Below are 19,853 nucleotides of genomic sequence, written 5' to 3'. Positions count from 1 at the left end.
AACTCCTTATAAAATACACAGTTTTTGTTTCAGGCCTTCATTGAGGATAGCGTGATTTAATGAGTAATCAACCGCCACATCAATCAGATGCACGCCTCCGGCAGTCAAGGCAGCCTTTAGCACTTCTTCAAACTCGTTGTAACTTGACGGTCGATGGCCATGAGCACCATAACTTTCAGCGTATTTTACAAAGTCCGGATTACTGAAATTCAGTCCGAAATCGGTAAATCCCATTCCCTGCTGCTTCCACTTAATCATACCGTAGGCATTGTCATTGAGAATGACCACAACCAAATCCAGATTTAACCGAACGGCTGTCTCCATTTCCTGAGAATTCATCATAAAGCCACCGTCGCCACAGACTGCCATCACATTGCGATCAGGGTATATAAGTTTGGCCATCATGGCACTGGGCAAACCGGCCCCCATGGTCGCCAAAGCATTGTCCAGCAACAAGGTATTGCAATCATAACTCGGGTAATTCCGGGCAAACCAGATTTTGAACAGGCCATTATCCAGAGCCAGAATGTCCTGTTCTCCCATGACATCCCGAATGGTCGTCACCGCTGATTGCGGCAAAATAGGGAAACGTTCATCGTCACTATAATTACCGAGCCGTTTTTTGACCTCTTGCTTGACTCTGTAAAAGTAGGAAAAGTCCCAGTGAGATTGGGGAGACAAAGCATCTGTTAGCCGATTGATTGACGTGGCAATATCGCCCACGACATCGAGTTGCGGAAAGTACACCGGATCCACTTCCGCAGCATGAAAATTAATATGTATAACCTGAGTGCCGTTTTCTTTCATAAAAAACGGCGGCTTTTCAACTTCATCGTGGCCCACATTAATAATCAAGTCAGCACGGTCTATGGCGCAGTGCAAATAGTCGGACTCAGAGAGTGCGGCAGTACCCAGATAACTGTCATGCCGTTCGTCGATGACCCCCTTACCAAGCTGCGTATTAAAAAATGGAATACCCGTTTTTTCGACAAATCGGGTCAATGCTTTGCTGGCGCGTTTGCGGTTGGCTCCCGCCCCAATCAATAGCAATGGCATGCTGGCATTTTCAATCTTTTCCAGTGCTTCCCGAATCGTCGTGTTATCGGCATCGGCACGACGGATATTTTCCACGACATAGACACGATCACTCGCTTCTTCTGCCGCGATGTCCTCTGGCAATTCGATATGAACCGCTCCTGGCCGTTCCTGGACTGCAACACGAAAAGCTTCCCGCACAATGGCGCCAATCGTACTGCCATGAACGACTTGCTTGGTATATTTGGTGATAGGCCGCAACATGTTGACGACATCAACAATCTGAAACAAGGCCTGTTTGCTGGCTTTAATCGGCTTTTGGCCCGTGATAATCAACATTGGCATGCCACCGAGTTGCGCATACGCTGCTGGCGTCACCAGATTTGTCGCGCCCGGCCCCAATGTCGACAGACAAACACCGGGTTTACCAGTAAGACGACCATAAGTTGCTGCCATAAAGCCAGCACCTTGTTCGTGGCGAGTTACAATAAGTTTGATTGAGGAGTGTTGCAGCGAGTCCAGCAGATCCAGGTTTTCTTCACCAGGGATGCCAAAGATATACTCCACCCCTTCATTTTCCAGCGCTTTAACCAGCAGATCCGATGTTTTCATATAAGGCAATCCTCCGGCGCAGGGCCATGGTGTCGGAAAAATTCAACGGCTTACTTATTTTTTAACACAGTTATCAGACCGAAAAAACTGTCTTGGCTTATCTAGAGAGAAAAAGTGTGGCATGTCAGCATGAATGACCGCCAAGCAAGTCCGTTTGCGCACAACTTAAATTTGTGGCGCTCAGAAAAAATTACCGTTCGGCGGGATTCACATGAGGTTGCCGACAAATGGCGGCATTAATGCTATTTTTAACTCTGTTTGGCCAAAAACCATCAAAAGACGATAGAAAAATTATGGTAAATCCGGCATGGACGACCTAGATATGGCATTGCTTACAAGCCTGCGCCGACTTTGCATGGTCTGTATTCATTTCGACGCTAATGATAGCCGGACGCTTCCGTCTGGCAGGCAAAGTTTGTCGTTTTTCCGAGAAGCCGCGCAAAACAATAGCGGACTGGTTAATCCGCTCGCTGATAACAGCGAAAAACGGGTGCTAAAGACCGGATGAGCCATTCTGTCTGGTTTAAGCGACTGGTTAAATTGCGACGGCTTAGTCACAGTAAAAAGTGGTTTACCGCCATGCTGACGGTGATTGCCCTAATCACCATGGCAGCAGCCAGTTATGTCAATCATATTGTCCAAGAACAGCAGCGCAGCCAAATTTACAATGAAACCCAGCAATGGCTAAGCCGTTATCACAGTCGGCTGGTCACCAGCCTGCAAAACCATATCCAGATCATTCGTGGCCTGCCTGGCCTGTTTATTGTTAACCCCGATCTGACTCAGGATGAATTTTCATTGGCGATGCAGCATCTGTTCCATGGTCAGAATCAATTACGCAATATTGCGGCTGCACCCGACATGGTGATTCGATATACCTATCCCTTGGCAGGTAACCGCGCCACATTAGGTCTAGATTATCGAAAAGTACCCGATCAGTTTGCGGCAGCGGAACTTGCCCGGACGACGGGGCGATTGGTCTTGGCAGGGCCGCTCGAGCTTAAGCAAGGTGGCGTGGGATTAATTACACGTATTCCAGTATTCAGGACCCAGAATGAAAAACGCGAATTCTGGGGATTGATTTCGGCGGTTATTGATAGCAACGCTTTTTTTGCTGCGGCTGGCCTTGACAACAATATGCCTATTGAACTGGCCATTCGAGGTAAAGATGGCCTGGGCGCTAACGGTGAGATGGTCTGGGGTGAACCGGCATTATTTGATGATCCCAGAATGCTCATGCGCATGGAATTGCCAGAGGGCTATTGGCAATTGGTCGCACAACCCCTCGGCGGCTGGCAAGCGGCACAGCAGAATGTCTGGCAAACTCGCATCCTGATTTTTGGTATTGCCATCGCTATTTTTATTTTGTTGGAAGCGTTTTTTCGACTGATTTTTTCTGCCTCACTCGCCAACCTCAAATTTCGTCATTTGATTGAAAACTCACCTATTCCTTACCTGCTGGTCAGCAGTAAAAAACAGGTTAGTTTCATCAACCCCGCCTTTACCGAAAGTTACGGATATCGGCTGGATAATTTCCCGCAATTGATGGCTTGGTGGCAACAAACCAGTCTGGATCCGGGTTACCAAAAACAACTGAATCTCTGGCTGGAAGGCAAGCTGGCCGTTTCTGAGCTATCCAAAACAACGACCGAAGTGACCATAACCTGCCCAGATGGTAGCGAGCGAGTTGCCCTGCTGAGTTTTTCAGCCTTACAAGATGCCTTCGAAAATGAATTATTGCTGGTTTTTTACGATATCACCGTGCGTAAAACTGCTGAACAACAATTGCGATTTGCCGCTCAAATGTTTACGCAAGCGCATGAAGGGATTGTGATCACAGAAACAGACGGCACCATCATTGATGTTAATCCCGCATTTACTTCAATAACCGGCTATCCGCGCGAAGAAGTCATTGGTCAGAATCCATCCCTGCTCAAATCAGGTCGACATGATGACGGTTTTTATGCCGCCATGTGGCAAGCCTTGGATAAAGACGGTTATTGGCGCGGCGAAGTCTGGAATAAGCGTCGTGATGGCGAGCTTTATGCTCAATTAATGACCATCTCAGCATTGGCAGGCAAAGATGCTCAAGAACGACATTATGTCGGCTTATTCTCAGATATCACGCAGACAAAACAACAACAGGAAACACTTGAACTGATGGCACATTATGATGTGCTAACCAAACTGCCTAATCGCGTATTATTCGCTGAACGCTTTCAGCAAGCCACTGAGCATAGCCGCAAAACCCAGACATGGTTAGGTGTTTGTTTCCTGGATTTGGATAATTTTAAACCGGTTAATGACACATACGGCCATAGTGTTGGTGACAAATTGCTCGTTGAAGTTGCCAAGCGTCTGACAGACTGTGTACGCGAAGGTGATACCTTGTCGCGTTTTGGTGGTGATGAGTTTGCCATCCTGTTTCAAGATGTTGAATCCTACGAACAATGTGAACTGTTCTTGCAGCGCATCCACGAGACCTTGGCACAACCTTTTAAAATTGGCGATCTGGAGCTTTCTCTCAGTGCATCAAGTGGTATCGCCATGTACCCGCAGGATGATGACAATCTGGATACGCTGCTGCGTTATTCAGATCAAGCGATGTATCAAGCAAAATTAACCGGGCGCAATACTTACCAACTCTTTAATCCACACGAAAATCAGCAAACCATTGAAAAACATGCTTTGCTGCAAGCGCTTCGGGTTGCACTGCAGGAAGATCAGCTTTGTTTGTATTTTCAGCCTGAGATAAATATGCGCAACGGCAAGGTCATGGGCGTTGAAGCATTAATTCGCTGGCAGCATCCTGAACAAGGGTTGCTACTGCCAGGGCAGTTTCTGCCGGTACTCGCCGATACGGAATTAGAAATTCAGGTCGGTAATTGGGTTATACAGCAGGCTATTCGGCAAATCGATGCTTTTCAAAACGTACTTAAACAACCGTTGTTTATTAGTGTCAATATTGCCGCCAGCCACCTTCAGTCTCGAGATTTTGTCAGCAATTTGCAAGCGGCGTTAGCTGCGTATCCACAAGTATTATCGCCATCCTTGCAGCTTGAGATTCTGGAAACAGGCGCTTTGGGGGATGTGCGTACGATCAGTCGCGTCATTCGAGACTGTCGCGAACAACTCGGTGTGCAAGTGGCCCTTGATGACTTTGGCACCGGTTACTCCTCACTCACCCATCTGCGCCATCTTTCGGCCAATACCATCAAAATCGATCAAAGCTTTGTTCGGGATTTACTGGATGATCCAAATGACTTCAATATCGTCGAAGGCGTGATAGGTCTGGCGCGCGCATTTGACCGTCAGGTTGTTGCCGAAGGGGTCGAGTCGGAAGCTATTGGTCAAATGTTGCTGTTGTTAAACTGCGATCTGGCGCAGGGTTATGCTATTGCCAAACCCATGCCGGCAGCCGATTTCATAGATTGGATTGCGCATTATCAACCGCTGCCTGGCTGGCAACAGTTAGCAGAGAAAAACTTATCACCTTGGCAAAAAAGCCTCTATTTACTGCGCTTAAGCGTCACCCGCTGGCTAGGACAGTTCTCAGCTGAGCACAAAGACAGTCCAATACCCTCGACAGCATTAAATCCACAAACATCGCATTGCGGCAGTTTGCTTCGACGTTGTAGTCAACAACAGGCAGCTAACATGACATGCTTGCAACAACTCGCCACCAGCCAGGATTATATGCACGAGATTGCCCGAGCACTGAACGCCTGCGAAGCCACGTCACCTGACCGATTGGAGTTACAACAACAGCTCGCACAACAGGCTGACATCTTTTATGCTTTGATTGACAGAGCGTTGGCAGATTAATATTGCGGCGTCAGGATAAGTCTCAGGAAAATCCTGACCGTTATCAGGTAAAGCGCTGATTTTCCTTTTTTTGCAATTCATTAACATAGCAATTAATCAGCATTTGGCTGATTGGCTAATTAAGGAGAATTGTTATGTGGACTAAACCAGAATATTCAGATATGCGTTTTGGCTTTGAAGTAACCATGTACATTAACAACCGTTAATTCACTGCCAAATTGAATTGAAAAAACCCGGCTTAGGTCGGGTTTTTTTATGGTAGAGCCCGTTCCCAGCGTCTTATTTAAATTGTTCAACCAGCGTCTTTAGCTTTAGGGAGATTGACGAACGCTGAACTCGTTTTGCAAGTGTTCACATACTTTAATCGCATCTTGCAGATTTCTTTTCGCAATACTGACCCGTTTGTCTTCTATCATGGCAATCGCTGCAATAATGCCGACGAAACTCGCTACCATTCCGGCCATCCCACCCGACAACCAAGCAATACTGATGGCCAGAATAATAAGCATCAGAATCTGAATTACCATCCATTGTGATGCCAGCTTTTCCTTCAAACAAGTCACTCTTTTTTGATGCCAGAGCGCGATTAATTCACTTAGCTCATCATCGCTTAGCACACTCAGTCTGGCGTAATAATGAATGCCAATAATTTCATCATTATAATTCCGCGAAGCCAGATCAATAGCTTCTGCCACCGCTTTCAACATGACATAAGTATCCGCATCTTTTTCAATCATTGGCTGGCACCCCGTTAACCCTATATCTGTTAATTAAGCTCGGATTGCGTAGCCACTTTGCCATGCACCAGTGTTAATTCAGCTTATCATTGCCCGCATCAAAAATCTGGCGATTATTTGGTTTTTTAGATTACCGAAAAATCGTTCACGCCGGCTCGCTTATGGCAGATTCTCTACACCAACGACGTTGGTATCAAGTAACGATAATTGCCAGAACCGATGCTGATTTAAGAGACTTTCTCGCCAAGCCAAGCCGGCATAATTTGGTCTTCTGCAACAGCGATTATCGACAGCTTGCGACCAGGCAGCCCTTAACAAGCCATGCAAAGCGCATCATGCCATCCATTATGAGCTCAACATCAAAGCGCGCTTAAGACTTGGCAGTTACCTGGCTTTTTACTTAGCCACGGATCAACCTTGCCTCCTTAGGTATTTTGTCCAGAAAATCAGCACAATCGCGAGCAGGTGGCTGTTCTGATACGGGGCGGTTGTTGTACCAGAGGCGACATTGGCCTGGCTGCGGCATCGCGTCAGCGGGAATATCTGCCTGCTGATAATAACGATCACTTTTCATTAGGGTATAGGTTGCACAGCTGGTACAACATATCGCCCCCAGCATGACCATGAATTGTTTGATTGCCATGCTGTCCAATTCCTCAGTTTGGTTTTAAAATTAACCTGTCTTGGTTCCACAGGAATCAAGTCGGGTCATGTATAGTGAGAATACCATGAGATCTGTACAACTTATCTTTAGTCTGTTTTTTTTATCGGGCTGTAGCTACCACCCGGACGGCATTGATCCGGTTTCAAATTTCTCTGTCGATGCGTATCTCGGCAAATGGTATGAGGTTGCCAGACTGGATCATGATTTTGAAGCAGGCCTGACTCAGGTTACCGCTGACTATTCCTATCGTGAGGATGGGGGCATTCGCGTCATTAACCGAGGCTTTAATCAGGCAGAAGAGCGTTGGGAGCAGGCAGAGGGTAAAGCCTATTTTGTTGATTCTCCAGATATTGGCCATTTAAAAGTCTCATTTTTTGGGCCATTTTACGGAGCCTATGTCATTTTTGATCTGGATTCAGATTATCAATACAGTTATGTTGCCGGCCCTAATCGTAACTATTTATGGTTACTGGCGCGCACGCCCGATGTCAGCGATGCCGTGAAACAAAACTTCTTAGAACAGGCAAATACCTTGGGGTTTACCACTTCGGAACTCATTTGGCTGGGCACACCACCGGATCAACCATAATCTAAGCTCAGTTTCAATTCTACCGGCGGTCTATTGAAATAAAGGTCAGCCAGTTCGCAAGCGTACCAAGCACCAGACCATCGACATTCAATGGTCCACCCAGCAAAGTATTCCAGATAATGGCGACGCTAATCCCCGCCATCGCGCCCGCTATAAATCGCCGTTGACTGACGTGATAGCCCAGTACCCCCATGCACAGTGGTACCAACACCGTCGGTGCCCAGAAATTGTAAGCATAAATCAAGATATCGATGACACTATCAATGGATAACGCAAACACCACCGATAGCAGCCCCACCAATAGGGTGACTGCTCTCGCGAGACGTAACTCTGCCTGATTAGATAATGGCTGTCTACGAAGAGGCCGAACAATATCATTACTAAATGCAATGGAAGCTGAGTTCAGAAAAGAATCTGCCGATGACATGATAATTGAAACGATCGCTGCTGCAACCACGCCTTGCAAAATCGGTGGCACTGTCTGCTGAATAACATAAGGCATCGCCAGATTCGCATTCAAATCTGCCTGCATTGCCAGTGCAACTAACCCGATCAAGCCGGTAATCGCAAAAAAAGGCACGGAAAACAGCCCACTTAACAACGAACCTCGCGAGACAGCTTGACTTGAACATCCAATGAGTAGCCTCTGTAGATAAGGCGGTACCAGCGTTTCGCCAAGCATAAAGGTCAGGAACAACGATAATAGTGCCAATAACGCTAATGGCTCACTCGGTAACTGTAAATGTGTCGTGGGCAATTGCGTCGTTAATGCCTGCCAGCCACCAACCGCTTGCAACCCAAAATATAAGGTTAATGGAATGCCGACCGCGAGCACCACAAATTGCATCACATCCGTCCAGATCACAGCACGCATTCCACCAATGGTCGAATAGGCAATCACAATACCGCAGCCAATAAGGATGCCCCAGACTTTATCGACACCCAGAAATAAATTAAAAATATAGCCCATCGAGCCAACTTGCGCGCCCAGAATTCCGGCGCACAACACAATGGAAAAAAACCCGGTGAACAGCCTTGCTCCTTGGCCGTAATGTGTCGCCATAATATCGCCGACAGAAATAGCTCCTGGATAATGCGTCATTTTTGGTGCGATATATCGAGCAACCAGTATTTCTTTCAGACTAAAGCCCCACAATGCCACGATATTACTGACGCCAACCAGAAATACTTTCTCGGCATTGCCCATTGAAAAGCCACCACCGATAAAGGATGCCGACAAGGTAGCGAAAATAACCAGCATGCCATAAGACCTGCCCGCCAAGGCAAAATCCTGCAACCCTTGCATCCGCTTACCAGCGGCCAGCCCGACCAACAGAACGGCCAGTAAATAAACCGCAATGACCAGTTTTTCCATGCGTGATATTCCCGAATGACGTGATTCGGTCAGCTTACGTGTTTCAATGAAGACTGAAAAGCCAAACGTATTAGACTACGTCCGGCGGAGGTTTCCAGTGTGGGAAGTGACTAAACTTTAATATTGATGAGTTGGCCTGCTTTTGTCGTCGCCACCGGCATCTGCTCAAGTAAGGCAATGATTGCAGCGCCATTGGCTTTGCTCTGTTCGTTGGCTAGTTTTAATATCGCTATCTGCTGTTCAGACACTTGCTGTACTGCCGAGAGCTGCGAAGCCAAACCAATTATTGCAGCACTTTCCATGTGTTTTCTCCTACATTAGTACTTTGTTGGCAACTTGTTCTACCACAAAGCCCAATTGTTGTCTGACGGCGTTACGGGTTAATGCTTGCTGTTCTGCAATTTCCGCCGCTGAAAATCCAGAAGACCAATGTAATTCAGCAATATTCCGGGCATCCCTGGTCAGTGCGTTAACAACTTCTGAGGTCATTTGATCCTCAATAAATGCAGGATCGGATTCCCCCTCATGCAGCATTGGCATGATAGGTTGACGCGATTTCTGCCCCCAACGTTCTAACAGGATACCGGCACGATTCAGGCGCTCACGACGCGCTTCTTGCTGCGCCGTCATTTTTAACTTGGTCGCCGTGCGATTCAGTTTTTTGCCCATTGCTGCTCCCCTCAGGAATCAGGTTAGTCGAAAAAATAGCGCCTCGGCTTACAAATGAATGGTATGACTACTTACTATTTAAAAAATCATCGACAACGTTTTTAATAAGCCGCCTAGCCTCTTCATTGCTGCCAATCAGCGTACCAGCCAAGACACATAATGTCATGCTCCGCCCTGGATGGCGCTTTACCCAGTCACTGACTCGGGGATCAACATGTTGTTGAAGACCCTGTTCCATCGCTGCCAGTTTTGTCTGCCAGTCGCTGGATGACGGGGTGCTGACAGTATCCCCCCGGTTAACCAGCTTCGCAATGAGTAACGTCATCAATGCCAGCAAAACAAAAATCAATGCCGTGAGTAACGCCGCAACGTCAGGCAGAAAATGAACGTTTAACCAATAATAGAGCGCCAAGCCGGCAAAGCCAACTGCCATCAGACTAAAGACAACGGCAATGGCAATGGCAATGCCATTTACTTTTAGCTTGGCTATCAAATCGGATCCCATACGCATTAAAAAATGTACCGCCTAGCGATCCAAAATCTTACCAATGACAAGACCAATTCCAAAGGCAATGGCGACACTTGACATGGGATTCGCCTCAACCTCGCCTTGTACCCGACTATACGACTGTTTAACTTGTTCCTGCGCTTTTTCAGCCGTTTCTTTCACTTTTGTCTGGCCTTGTTCTGCATAAGCCGAACTCATTTGTTTCAGAGTATTAGTCAGTCCAGCAAAATCTTCACGCAGCGCATTTAATTGTTTCTGAAGTTCTTCATTACTAGTTTGTGTTGCCATCGTGGTTCTCCTCTTATTCGAGAGTTAACTGTGTCATTTCCTGATATCAGCGTGACAAAGATGCGTGACAGTTCAATTACTCTGTTGATTCTTCCAGTTCATCGGCGGCATCTTCAATTGCATCACCAGACTCTTCCAACATTTCATCAACTTGTTCGCCAGCCTCTTCTGCTGGTCCTTGTTGCTCACAGGCACTGACCATTCCCATCGCCCCGACAATAAATGCCATCAGCATAAAACGGCTCAACATACGCATTAACGTGTTTGATTGGTGCATATTTGCTCCTTGATTATCTCAATGTTAAGAACGTGCTGGAACGCGTTGGTTCCAACCTGAATCACCGTTCACAAATCTACCAGTGTCCTTATCAACTGCCTTAACGCAGGTTAAAGACAGTTTTTTTTCAACAGCATACATTGGAACTCCTTTTTACAGCAAAGGAATGAATGTTATGTTTAGTTGGGCTATCACCTTTCTAATTATTGGTTTAATTGCCGGTGTATTAGGTCTTAGTGGTATTGCTGGTACGGCAACTAATATTGCTTGGATTTTATTTGTTGTTGGCTTGGTTCTGGCAATTATTTTCTTTGTTACCGGACGTAAGCCGCCCATTTAGTCACTCTGTCTGTAAAACCTCAAAGCACGATACAACGCGTATCGTGCTTTTTTTTGCTTAAAATAAATTGACTTAATTTGGTAACCATACGTAACCTTCACAAATCTTAAACCACAAACACCAACGGACCGAAAATGAATCCTGCCGAACCAGGCTGTATTGCCCACCAGTTTCAACGGTTTGTTGATCTTAGTGACGACGAAGTCGAATTATTAACCAGTCTCGAATTCGCTCCAAAAGAATACCCCGAAGATGCAGAGCTCATCGCGGCTGGCAGCACCGCTGAGAAACTGTATACCCTGAAGAGTGGCTGGGCGTGCGCAATACGTCCATTACCAGATGGTCAACAACAAATTCTGGATATTTTCCTGCCTGGACAAATCATCGGCTTACGCGAATTAAGCTTTGTTAAACATCAATCCGAAGTGCGCACTTTGACCGATGTCGTTGCCTGCCCTTTTCCAAGGCGCAAACTCACCGAAATATTTGACGCCGCACCACGATTGACGGATGTCTTCTTTCTGGTAATGGCCAGAGAACAATCGATGCTTATAGAACGCATCATCAATATTGGCCGGCGAAGTGCGGCTGAGAGCCTTGCGCACTTTTTAGTCGAGATTCATAGTCGGCTTGCCATTCGGCATCTTGGCTTTACCTTACCGATGACCCAATCGACAATCGCAGACACATTGAGCTTATCGTCGGTACACATCAGTCGCACTTTTAAGCAGTTACGTGAAATGAAATTGATTGACGGTCATAACGGTGATATTGAAATCATTGATCTGGAAGGGCTTATCGCTTTTTCCGGATTTGATCGGAGCTATCTTGAGTACCACAGCGAATGGGCTCGCTAGTCATAGCGCGACGCGATCATGCCATTAATGATGTTACTTGCATTCTCGCCTTTCGCTCCTCGATATGCAGCGACCAATAGGCTGGCCTCACTCAGTGTTGATTGAATTTCATCGGCAAACAAGCCTTTGAACTTTTCAACCCCCATGATGTACATTCCGGAGGCATGCTCAACCTGATGACTGATTTGTTTTTCGGTTTCTGACTGCCCCGCCACAATTCGCTGTCCCACCAGGCGGCTAAACACCGGAATCGCCATGACAAAAGCGACTAGCTTCGCCACCTCACGCGGATTCTTGCTCCGCCAATGCTGTGCATAAATGGCAATCTGTCGAAGTGCCGGCCAATCCATGTTGGCTAGTTTTGTTACCGGCCCATTGGGCTGACTACCGCTGAAAATCGCCTCAATATCACGACAAAAAGCGAAATAATCCGGCAATGCCACTTCAGCGAGCTGTGTAGCGATACTGGCAATATCTGCTTCCAGCAACTGCTTATCCGTCAATTTTTGATCTGAAAATACAATGTCTGACTGTAATTGACCGGTGTGATTATTACGCCAAAATCGCACAGCTTGAGCACCAGGGTGAAATTCAGCCAACACCGCAACCGAAGCAAACATCTGGCTTAGCGCTGACATGGCAGGTTCTGGACTTTGAAAATTAACGATCCCGCCTCTTGAGTGAGGCGGGACGGTTCAAGCTTACTCAACTCAGCGCATTAAGTGCTGCGTCATAATCAGGCTCGTCAGCAGTTTCCGCAACCTGCTGGGTATAAATTACCTTACCTTGCTCATCAATGACGACCACAGCGCGTGACAGTAACCCGGTCAACGGACCGGATGTAAAAGTTACACCGTAATCATCGCCAAAACTGCTACGAAATGCAGAACCAACGACAACGTCATTCAGTCCCTCTGCCCCACAGAAACGACTGAGTGCAAATGGTAAGTCTTTGGAGACACAGACAACAGTGGTATTATCCAGTGCTGCCGCCTTGCTGTTGAACTGGCGCACCGACATAGCACAGGTGCCGGTATCAACGGATGGAAAAATATTCAGAACAACTTTACCTGAAATATCTTGCCCGGTTAGCTCAGACAAATCATCTTTTACCAAATTAAAGCCTGGTGCCTGACTGCCTACTTCAGGTAACTCACCTACGGTTTCAATCGGGTTACCTTTTAATGTTACCGTGGCCATGTTTTCCTCCTTTGCTTAAAAACGAATACCACAGGCAGGTATTGCCTGGAATGTTGTACACAGAGAAACTTGGGGATGCGCCTTGGCATTTTAAAGTGGCCGAGACAAAAAAACCCTGATATCTGTTCGATACCAGGGTTTTAGTGAAAAATGCGTTAGGGTTAATCGATAACCGTGTCGGCCGCCGTAGTTTCTTCTTGCTCAGCAGTTGAGCCGGCAACGGTAATGGCTTCTTCTCGATGTTGCAGCTCCAAGGCGTCAAGCAACTGCCCCATTGATTCCGCCAGCCAGTAACAAGCAAACAATTGATTATAATAAGCCTCCGTATAATCCGCTCCGGCAATCAAAAGTTCATTTTCGCTATCCAGCAAATCCAGCAATGTCCGCTGACCAATACCGAACTGATCCTCATACGCCGTCCGCGTTTTTTCGGCGGCTTCCAAGCGTTGTTTTAACTTCGGCACGCGTTCCTGCGCGGTTTGCAGCGCATTCCAGGCTAAGCGAACATCCTGCTCGATCTGACGTTGCGCCCGAATCACTTGCTGTTTTTGTTGCTCGCTCAACGATTCAAACTGCGCAACCCGAGCTGAGTCCGCACCGCCGTTGTAGAGGTTTTGTTGCAAGCGGGTCATCGCTTGGAGCTCTTTCTGATGTCCCTCATTACGCAGCAAGTTATCACCATCTGCATTCAGGTTATTATCGGAACGATAACTCAAATCAAAATCAACTTTGGGATGAAAAGCAGATTTCGCGCCTTGAACTTGCGCTAAAGACGCCTCATGCGTGGCTAGTGCCGAACGCAAATAAGGGTGCTGGTTGATTGCAACCGAAATGGCTTCGTCGACAGTTGCAGGCGCACGGTCACAACAACCATCACCTGGGTCAGTAATATTTTCAGGCAGATTGCCTACAACACGTAAATATTGACTGCGAGCATCTTCAATATTGCCCTCTTCTGAGACAACGTTAGCCCGAGAAAGCGCAAGGCGAGCTTGAATTTGATCGACATCGGCACGTCGCCCCACGCCACTTTCAGCGCGTTTTTCAATCATGTCACCAATACGCTCATGGGCATCAAGGTTAGTCTGGGTGATCGCCATAAGCTCTTGACGACGTAAAATATTCAGGTAAGCATCCACTGCTTGCAAGCTTGTTGATTCTGAAATATCAGAAACCGCATAACCTGCTGATTCAGCTGATGATGTTGTTCGGTCAACTTCACTTTTCGTGTAGAAGCCATCATAAATCATTTGTTTGGCCGCAATACCCGCTTCACCCCGATTGAGCGAACGACCGCCTGGGGGGCGTGTCGCAGGGTTATTGGTATATTCGTGACCATAGCCCAGGTCCAAATCCACTTGCGGCAAATAACCTGCTTTGGCTTGGTCGATCGTCTTATCAACACTTAGTCGACGGTTAGCTTCAGCAAGAATTTCCGGATTAGTCTGCAAGGTTTGGGCAACTGCCTCAGGCAGTGTCTGGGCCATCGCAACCGATTGCCCAATGAACAAACCACTGCCAATTAAGGCAGTAGTCAGTGTCAGGGTTTTAAATATTTTGCTCATGACTCAACTCCATCAGCGCACGTCAATTTTGACGCGACGATTGCGGGGCTCTCTCACCCCATCAGCAGTTTCTATCAGCAGGTCGGTTTCACCGACACCTGAAGTTCGGATAATATTTGCTGGCACACCAATATCGATCAAATCCTGACGCACCTTGTTTGCCCGCTCCAGTGATAACGTCTGGTTATAGGCGTGGGATGCTGATGTATCCGTGTGTCCAACAACAATCGCTTCGGCAATTTGCCGTGAAATAATCTCGTTGTAAATGTTACGCGCTTCAATTTTGGATTCCGGTGTTAATTCATCCGTATCCAGAATGAAATACAAGGTTGCCTCGTAAGGTGCCGGTGGAATCGCCGCCACCGCAGGGGCCAATGAAGGCTCTGAAACCACCGGAACCGCACAGAAAGGTGATTCTGCACCACTTAACGTGACCGGCGCCTCGACCGCGTCTCGCAATTCCGATTCGGCTCTGTCCGGACCGATTGCATTGTGAATAGCGCCACAGCCTGTCAAGGCAAGCAAGGACACCACCAGTAGTAAAGAATAATTACGCATCATGATTTTTATCTTCTTAGCTCATCAACATTCACTGACAACTGCTCACATGGCACCGTCAAAATGTCGGTAGGGGTTTTTATTCTGACAGCTTGTGGATCCTGCATCGCCAGCTTGCCGCCAACCAGAGCCATGGTGCCTTTCTGTATACCCAGATCCGCCTTGCCGGCGTGAGAATCCGAGTCATACTGATAAGCATCAATGGAAAATCGTGAATCAGGACCAGCCCCGATGCGGGTATCGTCATGGAATAGTAAACCAACGGTACTATTTGCTGACGTGGAAAGCTGATCATAAAGAAAAAGCTCATCACCCAGACTTGCTTTAACAATATCGCCATTACGTAATACCGTGACATCACCACTCATGGTTTTAATGACGGCAACACTCTGCGCGGATGCCGGCGTGACAATAGCGAACAGCCCAACCAGCAAACTTTTTTTCAAAAAATCATGCATCGATGACTTTCCCTGATAACTCGATGAAAATTCCAAACCTTAATACTATACCGATCTTTTACGCTTGTTATTGTTATCAGGCAAGCAAACACCGCTTGCCAAGTAAAAATATCGCTTTTATTTTGCTACGATACTTCATTAGTGTGAACTGTGTCACGTTTCATCTGAAATGTCGATATTTAGATCTTGGCAGATGCCCCCACTTGCACTAATTAAAGAGACGGGCCAAAACAAACTTTTTCAATTTTATGATTTGAACAACCACTCTGTAATCACTTTGTGTTAAGTTTTGAACTACACCCTAGGAGGCAACATGAAGAACAAACTAACCGCAGCTTTTCTGGCCACGTTAATGATGATTGGTTTATCAGCCTGCAACACCGTGCAAGGCGTTGGTGAAGATATGGAAGCAGCAGGCAGTGCCATTAATAAAAAAGCAGAGGAAACCAAAGGTTATTAATCTGACCCCCATCAAAAGCAAACCAGCCGTCGGCATGGCGGCTGGTGCAGTCGGAAAAGGTAATCATGGTTAAACAACACAACGCTAGCGCTGAAACCAGTTTGGTTTTTGATATTGTCCGTCAGGGTGATTTCGGTCAACTTCAAATCTTGATCGACTCTGGTGTCGATCCTGACTCCCAGGATGCGGATGGCGCGAGTTTACTGATGCTCGCCAGTCAACTTGGACACACTGACATTGCGACATTACTGCTTGAAAAAGGCGCAGACCTCCATGCCACTGGTGAAGATGGCAAAACCCCACTCATGTATGCGGCCATGTTTAATCAAGTTGCGACCATCAACATTTTGTTACTCAGTGGCGCCGATGCCTACGCTAAATCTGCTGATGGATTGACCGCACTCGGTCTCGCACGGGCAATGGGTGCTGAAGCGGCCGCGAGTCGTCTCGCCCAACACGTCGAGTTATTTTAGTATATCCCTCCGCCACCCTCATGGCCCGATGCACTGCCGGGCTTATTGTCATGCGACGACATCAAATACAATAATCAAAATTTTTAATTTACGGACGACTTAATGCCTCAGTTTTTTGACGCCGACAAGCTCAAAGCAGAGTTCCATCACGACAATTCTGTTCTTGGTGCCTTGCGCACCGTAATTGCTGAGCTGCGCAAAGGAGGCGAGCAAGATGCAGCCACACGCATGGATGCACTGTTGGATCTGCTTGATAACGATACCGAATTAAGGCAATTGGTTGGCGAACGCTTTCACGAGTGGTTCGTTGAACAGAATCTTTATTCCGCTATTGTCAGTCTTGGTATTTTTTCTCGTCGAGGCTTTTTGAACGAGTTTATGACGCGGCTTTATGACAAAATGAATCCGCCTCCGCTGGACCTCACCAATGCGAAAGATGCATTAACGCTCCTGTTCTCTCAGCGTAGTGATAATGATTGGCTGGAAACGATTTCGTCCGTGCAATGGTTAAAACTCCATCTGCTGCTCTGCCAAGATTTGGATGTCGAAATAAAGCAGCGCTCAATAAATCATTTCAAGGAGCAATGCCTTTATGCCATTGAAATGTTGGCTATTTGGGTTGCAGCGGAAGAATTAGAACCTGAATTAATGCGTATTGATAAGCGGCTCGTTGATAACGACTCAGCCTTTATCGTGTTGCAACGGGAATTACAGCCTTTTGTACAAAATATGTATCAGCGATTTAATGATCCAGAAGTTGAACCTTATAATCCAGATCACATCTGGGTCATGTTGGACCAATGTCGCGAACTGGTCCAACGCTTGCGTCGTCGTGGTGCGGGTGCAGCAGGCTCTTCTATTTCCGTTGCACACCTACTGGAACGGTTAGAACAAACACTGGAACGTATAGAAGAGCTGCTCACCATTCTGACGGATCCAGATCCGCTGAGTGAACAAACACGTTGCCTGAGTCTGTGGCAAAAACTGGTGCTCGCCACCACCGAAAAAAACAGTCTCAAATCATTGGTCAGAAACAGTATTGGCATGTTGTCCCGAAGCATCACCCAAAATAAAAGTGATCACGGTGAACATTATGTCGCCCGGGATAAATCGGCTTTTTGGGCGTTATTTGGCTCGGCAGCCGGTGCCGGCGTACTTATCGCTTTGATGGCATTGAACAAAATTTATATCGAAGACCTGGGTTTTGATAAAGGCTTTTACACCTTGTTAGTAAGCCTTAACTACGGCGTTGGATTCATGATAGTGCATATGTTGCACTTTACAATCGCCTCCAAACAGCCCGCCATGACCGCTGCTAATTTTGCCGCAGAGGTAGAGCGTGGGGAAAATGGACGTGCCGTTCATAAAAAACTGGCCAGCCTGTTAATCGAGGTAAATCGCTCACAGTGGGCTGCCGTTTGGGGGAATGTGATTACCGCGATTATCATTGCCAGCCTGATTGCCAGCTTCAGCCTTTGGTATTGGCAAACACAGTTAATTCAACCAAGCACGGTTAACCACCTTCTTAATGACATCACGCCCATTGGCGGCATGGCCATTTTCTATGCCTCAATAGCCGGTGTCTGGTTATTTTGCTCTGGCATCATTGCCGGTTATTTTGATAACCGAGCCGATTATCTGGAACTTCGTACTCGGATTCGTTACCACCCATTATTACGTGACTGGATGAAAGAAAGTTGGCGCGAAAATTTGGGCGATTATGTGCATACGCACTATGGCTCATTAGCCGGTAATTTCTTTTTCGGTGTCTTACTCGGCATTACACCTTATATTGGCTATTTGCTGGATTTACCTTTAGATATTCGCCATGTGGCATTTTCTGCGGCCAACCTCGGCTACGCTACTTTTAGCAGCACGATGGGCATTTTTGAGTTTTTCGTCTATTTATTGTTTGTCCTGATCATTGGTTTTTTTAATCTTTGGGTCAGTTTTGCCTTAGCCTTAATCGTCGCACTGCGTGCCCGCGGGACACGTATCAGCCGCTTTTCGGCGCTTATGCGCAGCATCTGGGATCAAACCAAAGAAAATCCACTGCGGGTATTTTTTCCAGTTGGCGTCGCACAACAAGTCATCAAATCTGAACAAGACAATAGCGAACAAACGCCTTCAGGGAGCTAGACGTAGCCGCTGCCATTGACCATCCGGTTGCAAACGGTAACAAATCCGATCATGCAGCCGTGATGGACGACCTTGCCAGAACTCCCAATAATCAGGGACTAATCGGTATCCGCCCCAATGTGGTGGCCGTGGCGGATGCAGGCCAAACTCAGCGCCGTATTTAGCAGCTTGACTGACAATAACAGTTCGGCTTTCAATAACGGTACTTTGCGGCGAGGCCCATGCACCAATCCGGCTGCTTAATGGTCTTGAATGAAAATAAGCATCCGATTCGGTTTCCGAAATTTTTTCGACTTTACCTTCAATACGCACGACACGCTCAAGCTCGGGCCAAAAGAATTGCAGGGCCGCAAACGGATTGTTGGCCAGAGAAAGTCCTTTTCTGCTTTGATAATTGGTAAACCAGACGATACCGCGCGCATCACAGTCTTTAATCAACACGGGGCGACAAGCGGGACGTCCATCAGCATCAACGGTTGCCAAAGTCATCGCATTGGGTTCATTCACTTTTTGCGTAATCGCCTCGTTGAGCCATTGCTCAAACTGCTGCAAAGGCACCTCTGACGTTGCTTGCTCAGCCAGTTCACCACGTTGATAGTTATTACGTAAATCAGCCAATGGCTGCTTTTTTTTCATTTGGTTTTCTCAGCTCGGCAGGTTAGGTTACTTCGTCTAAGATCATGCCATAAACCAGATAACTTGATGTGAAAGAAGTGGCTCAGAGACGTTTACGGGCCAGCTACCCTAGATGATCCTTTATTTTCGTACAAAGACGGATCACGTCATTGGCTTCAGTTAATGTCAGCCCGGTTGCACACAATGCTTGCTCCGCAATTCGTTCACCCTGTTCTGCTAAAGTCTTACCCGCCGTGGTCAGAAACACGGATTTAATCCGATCATTGCCTGGCGGACTATTGCGAGTGATATAGCCGTTCATTTCCAGATTTTTCAGGATTGGGCTGAGCGTCCCTTTGGTTATGCCAATGGATTCTGCGATGGCTTTCTGTGTCGCCCCATCATGATGCCAAAGTGACATCATCACAACAAACTGAGGATAAGTCAGACGATGAGGCGCCAATAAACGCTGATAAGCGCGCGTTATCGTGCCACTTGTAGAGTAGAGTGCAAAGCATACCTGCTCGTTTAGTCTAGGCCCCATTTAACACACCTTTGGTTGTGCGCTTGACATCTGATACCTGCCGCCTTACTGTTTGGGTGCAAACA

At 47.0% G+C, this 19,853-nt stretch carries 25 protein-coding genes; 9 read left to right on the top strand and 16 right to left on the bottom strand.

The genetic code is table 11. From position 1 onward, the window contains the following. Positions 1-6: 6 nt before the first annotated feature. Positions 7-1,647, bottom strand: coding sequence for an acetolactate synthase large subunit (locus tag Q7C_RS09880; RefSeq protein ID WP_014704615.1), 1,641 nt, complete (start codon positions 1,645-1,647; stop codon positions 7-9). Between the two features lie 307 nt (positions 1,648-1,954). Here Q7C_RS09880 and Q7C_RS09875 point away from each other — a divergent pair, with 307 nt between their 5' ends. From Q7C_RS09875 to pqqA, 3 genes are all read left to right on the top strand, one after another. Then, entirely contained in the window at positions 1,955-2,155 is a 201-nt protein-coding gene (locus tag Q7C_RS09875) for a hypothetical protein (RefSeq protein ID WP_041366695.1), read from the top strand. Then, positions 2,152-5,472, top strand: a complete 3,321-nt coding sequence (locus Q7C_RS09870) for an EAL domain-containing protein (protein WP_014704612.1) — start codon at positions 2,152-2,154, stop codon at positions 5,470-5,472. Before Q7C_RS09875 ends, Q7C_RS09870 begins: the two co-directional genes overlap by 4 nt. A gap of 134 nt (positions 5,473-5,606) precedes the next feature. Then, positions 5,607-5,678: a pyrroloquinoline quinone precursor peptide PqqA gene (gene pqqA / locus Q7C_RS14080; RefSeq protein WP_083839481.1), complete on the top strand. Its 72-nt coding sequence runs from the start codon at positions 5,607-5,609 to the stop codon at positions 5,676-5,678. Positions 5,679-5,783: 105 nt separating this feature from the next. On the opposite strand, the gene Q7C_RS09865 is transcribed toward pqqA, so the two are convergent. Continuing rightward, positions 5,784-6,209 (bottom strand): hypothetical protein, encoded by a 426-nt coding sequence (locus Q7C_RS09865; RefSeq protein WP_014704610.1) that lies wholly within the window; start codon positions 6,207-6,209, stop codon positions 5,784-5,786. A 400-nt stretch (positions 6,210-6,609) separates the two neighbouring features. Next, positions 6,610-6,852: a hypothetical protein gene (locus tag Q7C_RS09860; protein ID WP_014704608.1), complete on the bottom strand. Its 243-nt coding sequence runs from the start codon at positions 6,850-6,852 to the stop codon at positions 6,610-6,612. An 85-nt stretch (positions 6,853-6,937) separates the two neighbouring features. On the opposite strand from Q7C_RS09860, the gene Q7C_RS09855 reads away from it, so the two are divergent. Then, positions 6,938-7,462, top strand: a complete 525-nt coding sequence (locus tag Q7C_RS09855; RefSeq protein ID WP_041367107.1) for a lipocalin family protein — start codon at positions 6,938-6,940, stop codon at positions 7,460-7,462. A gap of 19 nt (positions 7,463-7,481) precedes the next feature. Here Q7C_RS09855 and Q7C_RS09850 read toward each other — a convergent pair whose 3' ends face one another. The 6 genes from Q7C_RS09850 to Q7C_RS09825 form a co-directional block, all read right to left on the bottom strand. Beyond that, a complete protein-coding gene (locus Q7C_RS09850; RefSeq protein ID WP_014704606.1) occupies positions 7,482-8,837 on the bottom strand; it encodes a sodium:solute symporter family protein in 1,356 nt (451 codons plus the stop codon). Between the two features lie 110 nt (positions 8,838-8,947). Continuing rightward, positions 8,948-9,139, bottom strand: coding sequence for a hypothetical protein (locus Q7C_RS09845; protein WP_014704605.1), 192 nt, complete (start codon positions 9,137-9,139; stop codon positions 8,948-8,950). A 10-nt stretch (positions 9,140-9,149) separates the two neighbouring features. Continuing rightward, positions 9,150-9,506: a hypothetical protein gene (locus Q7C_RS09840; RefSeq protein ID WP_014704604.1), complete on the bottom strand. Its 357-nt coding sequence runs from the start codon at positions 9,504-9,506 to the stop codon at positions 9,150-9,152. A 67-nt stretch (positions 9,507-9,573) separates the two neighbouring features. Then, a complete protein-coding gene (locus Q7C_RS09835; protein WP_014704603.1) occupies positions 9,574-10,017 on the bottom strand; it encodes a phage holin family protein in 444 nt (147 codons plus the stop codon). Between the two features lie 15 nt (positions 10,018-10,032). Then, positions 10,033-10,302: an ElaB/YgaM/YqjD family protein gene (locus Q7C_RS09830; RefSeq protein ID WP_014704602.1), complete on the bottom strand. Its 270-nt coding sequence runs from the start codon at positions 10,300-10,302 to the stop codon at positions 10,033-10,035. Positions 10,303-10,378: 76 nt separating this feature from the next. Further along, a complete protein-coding gene (locus Q7C_RS09825; protein ID WP_014704601.1) occupies positions 10,379-10,579 on the bottom strand; it encodes a hypothetical protein in 201 nt (66 codons plus the stop codon). Between the two features lie 175 nt (positions 10,580-10,754). Here Q7C_RS09825 and Q7C_RS13535 point away from each other — a divergent pair, with 175 nt between their 5' ends. Continuing rightward, positions 10,755-10,919 (top strand): DUF1328 domain-containing protein, encoded by a 165-nt coding sequence (locus tag Q7C_RS13535; RefSeq protein WP_014704600.1) that lies wholly within the window; start codon positions 10,755-10,757, stop codon positions 10,917-10,919. Positions 10,920-11,053: 134 nt separating this feature from the next. Then, on the top strand, positions 11,054-11,776 hold the full coding sequence (locus Q7C_RS09815) for a Crp/Fnr family transcriptional regulator (protein ID WP_014704599.1): 723 nt from the start codon (positions 11,054-11,056) through the stop codon (positions 11,774-11,776). On the opposite strand, the gene Q7C_RS09810 is transcribed toward Q7C_RS09815, so the two are convergent. From Q7C_RS09810 to Q7C_RS09790, 5 genes are all read right to left on the bottom strand, one after another. Then, positions 11,773-12,414 carry a hypothetical protein gene (locus Q7C_RS09810; RefSeq protein WP_014704598.1) on the bottom strand — a complete coding sequence of 214 codons (642 nt, stop codon included), beginning with the start codon at positions 12,412-12,414 and terminating at the stop codon, positions 11,773-11,775. The genes Q7C_RS09815 and Q7C_RS09810 overlap by 4 nt on opposite strands. A 67-nt stretch (positions 12,415-12,481) precedes the next feature. Next, positions 12,482-12,976: a thiol peroxidase gene (gene tpx, locus Q7C_RS09805; protein WP_014704597.1), complete on the bottom strand. Its 495-nt coding sequence runs from the start codon at positions 12,974-12,976 to the stop codon at positions 12,482-12,484. Between the two features lie 161 nt (positions 12,977-13,137). Continuing rightward, positions 13,138-14,541, bottom strand: a complete 1,404-nt coding sequence (locus tag Q7C_RS09800; RefSeq protein ID WP_014704596.1) for a TolC family outer membrane protein — start codon at positions 14,539-14,541, stop codon at positions 13,138-13,140. A gap of 12 nt (positions 14,542-14,553) precedes the next feature. Continuing rightward, the gene (locus Q7C_RS09795; protein ID WP_014704595.1) at positions 14,554-15,102 is read right to left on the bottom strand and encodes an OmpA family protein; all 549 of its coding nucleotides are present in this window, start codon (positions 15,100-15,102) and stop codon (positions 14,554-14,556) included. A 5-nt stretch (positions 15,103-15,107) separates the two neighbouring features. Then, positions 15,108-15,557 (bottom strand): FecR family protein, encoded by a 450-nt coding sequence (locus Q7C_RS09790; RefSeq protein ID WP_014704594.1) that lies wholly within the window; start codon positions 15,555-15,557, stop codon positions 15,108-15,110. A 313-nt stretch (positions 15,558-15,870) separates the two neighbouring features. Between Q7C_RS09790 and Q7C_RS09785 the strand changes: the two genes are divergently transcribed. From Q7C_RS09785 to Q7C_RS09775, 3 genes are all read left to right on the top strand, one after another. Then, a complete protein-coding gene (locus Q7C_RS09785; RefSeq protein WP_014704593.1) occupies positions 15,871-16,017 on the top strand; it encodes an entericidin A/B family lipoprotein in 147 nt (48 codons plus the stop codon). Positions 16,018-16,082: 65 nt separating this feature from the next. Continuing rightward, entirely contained in the window at positions 16,083-16,490 is a 408-nt protein-coding gene (locus Q7C_RS09780; protein ID WP_014704592.1) for an ankyrin repeat domain-containing protein, read from the top strand. Between the two features lie 102 nt (positions 16,491-16,592). Continuing rightward, positions 16,593-18,629: a site-specific recombinase gene (locus Q7C_RS09775; protein WP_014704591.1), complete on the top strand. Its 2,037-nt coding sequence runs from the start codon at positions 16,593-16,595 to the stop codon at positions 18,627-18,629. Here the strand turns inward: Q7C_RS09775 and pdxH are convergent. Together pdxH and Q7C_RS09765 are read right to left on the bottom strand one after the other, a co-directional pair. Continuing rightward, positions 18,618-19,265, bottom strand: a complete 648-nt coding sequence (pdxH, locus tag Q7C_RS09770; RefSeq protein WP_014704590.1) for a pyridoxamine 5'-phosphate oxidase — start codon at positions 19,263-19,265, stop codon at positions 18,618-18,620. The genes Q7C_RS09775 and pdxH overlap by 12 nt on opposite strands. 103 nt (positions 19,266-19,368) lie before the next feature. Next, the gene (locus Q7C_RS09765) at positions 19,369-19,788 is read right to left on the bottom strand and encodes a MarR family winged helix-turn-helix transcriptional regulator (RefSeq protein ID WP_014704589.1); all 420 of its coding nucleotides are present in this window, start codon (positions 19,786-19,788) and stop codon (positions 19,369-19,371) included. Positions 19,789-19,853 lie beyond the last annotated feature (65 nt).

The organism is Methylophaga frappieri (assembly GCF_000260965.1).
GTDB classification, from domain to species: domain Bacteria; phylum Pseudomonadota; class Gammaproteobacteria; order Nitrosococcales; family Methylophagaceae; genus Methylophaga; species Methylophaga frappieri.
The sequence above is the reverse complement of the archived record's forward strand: the minus strand, read 5'-3'. Positions and strand labels throughout refer to the sequence as shown.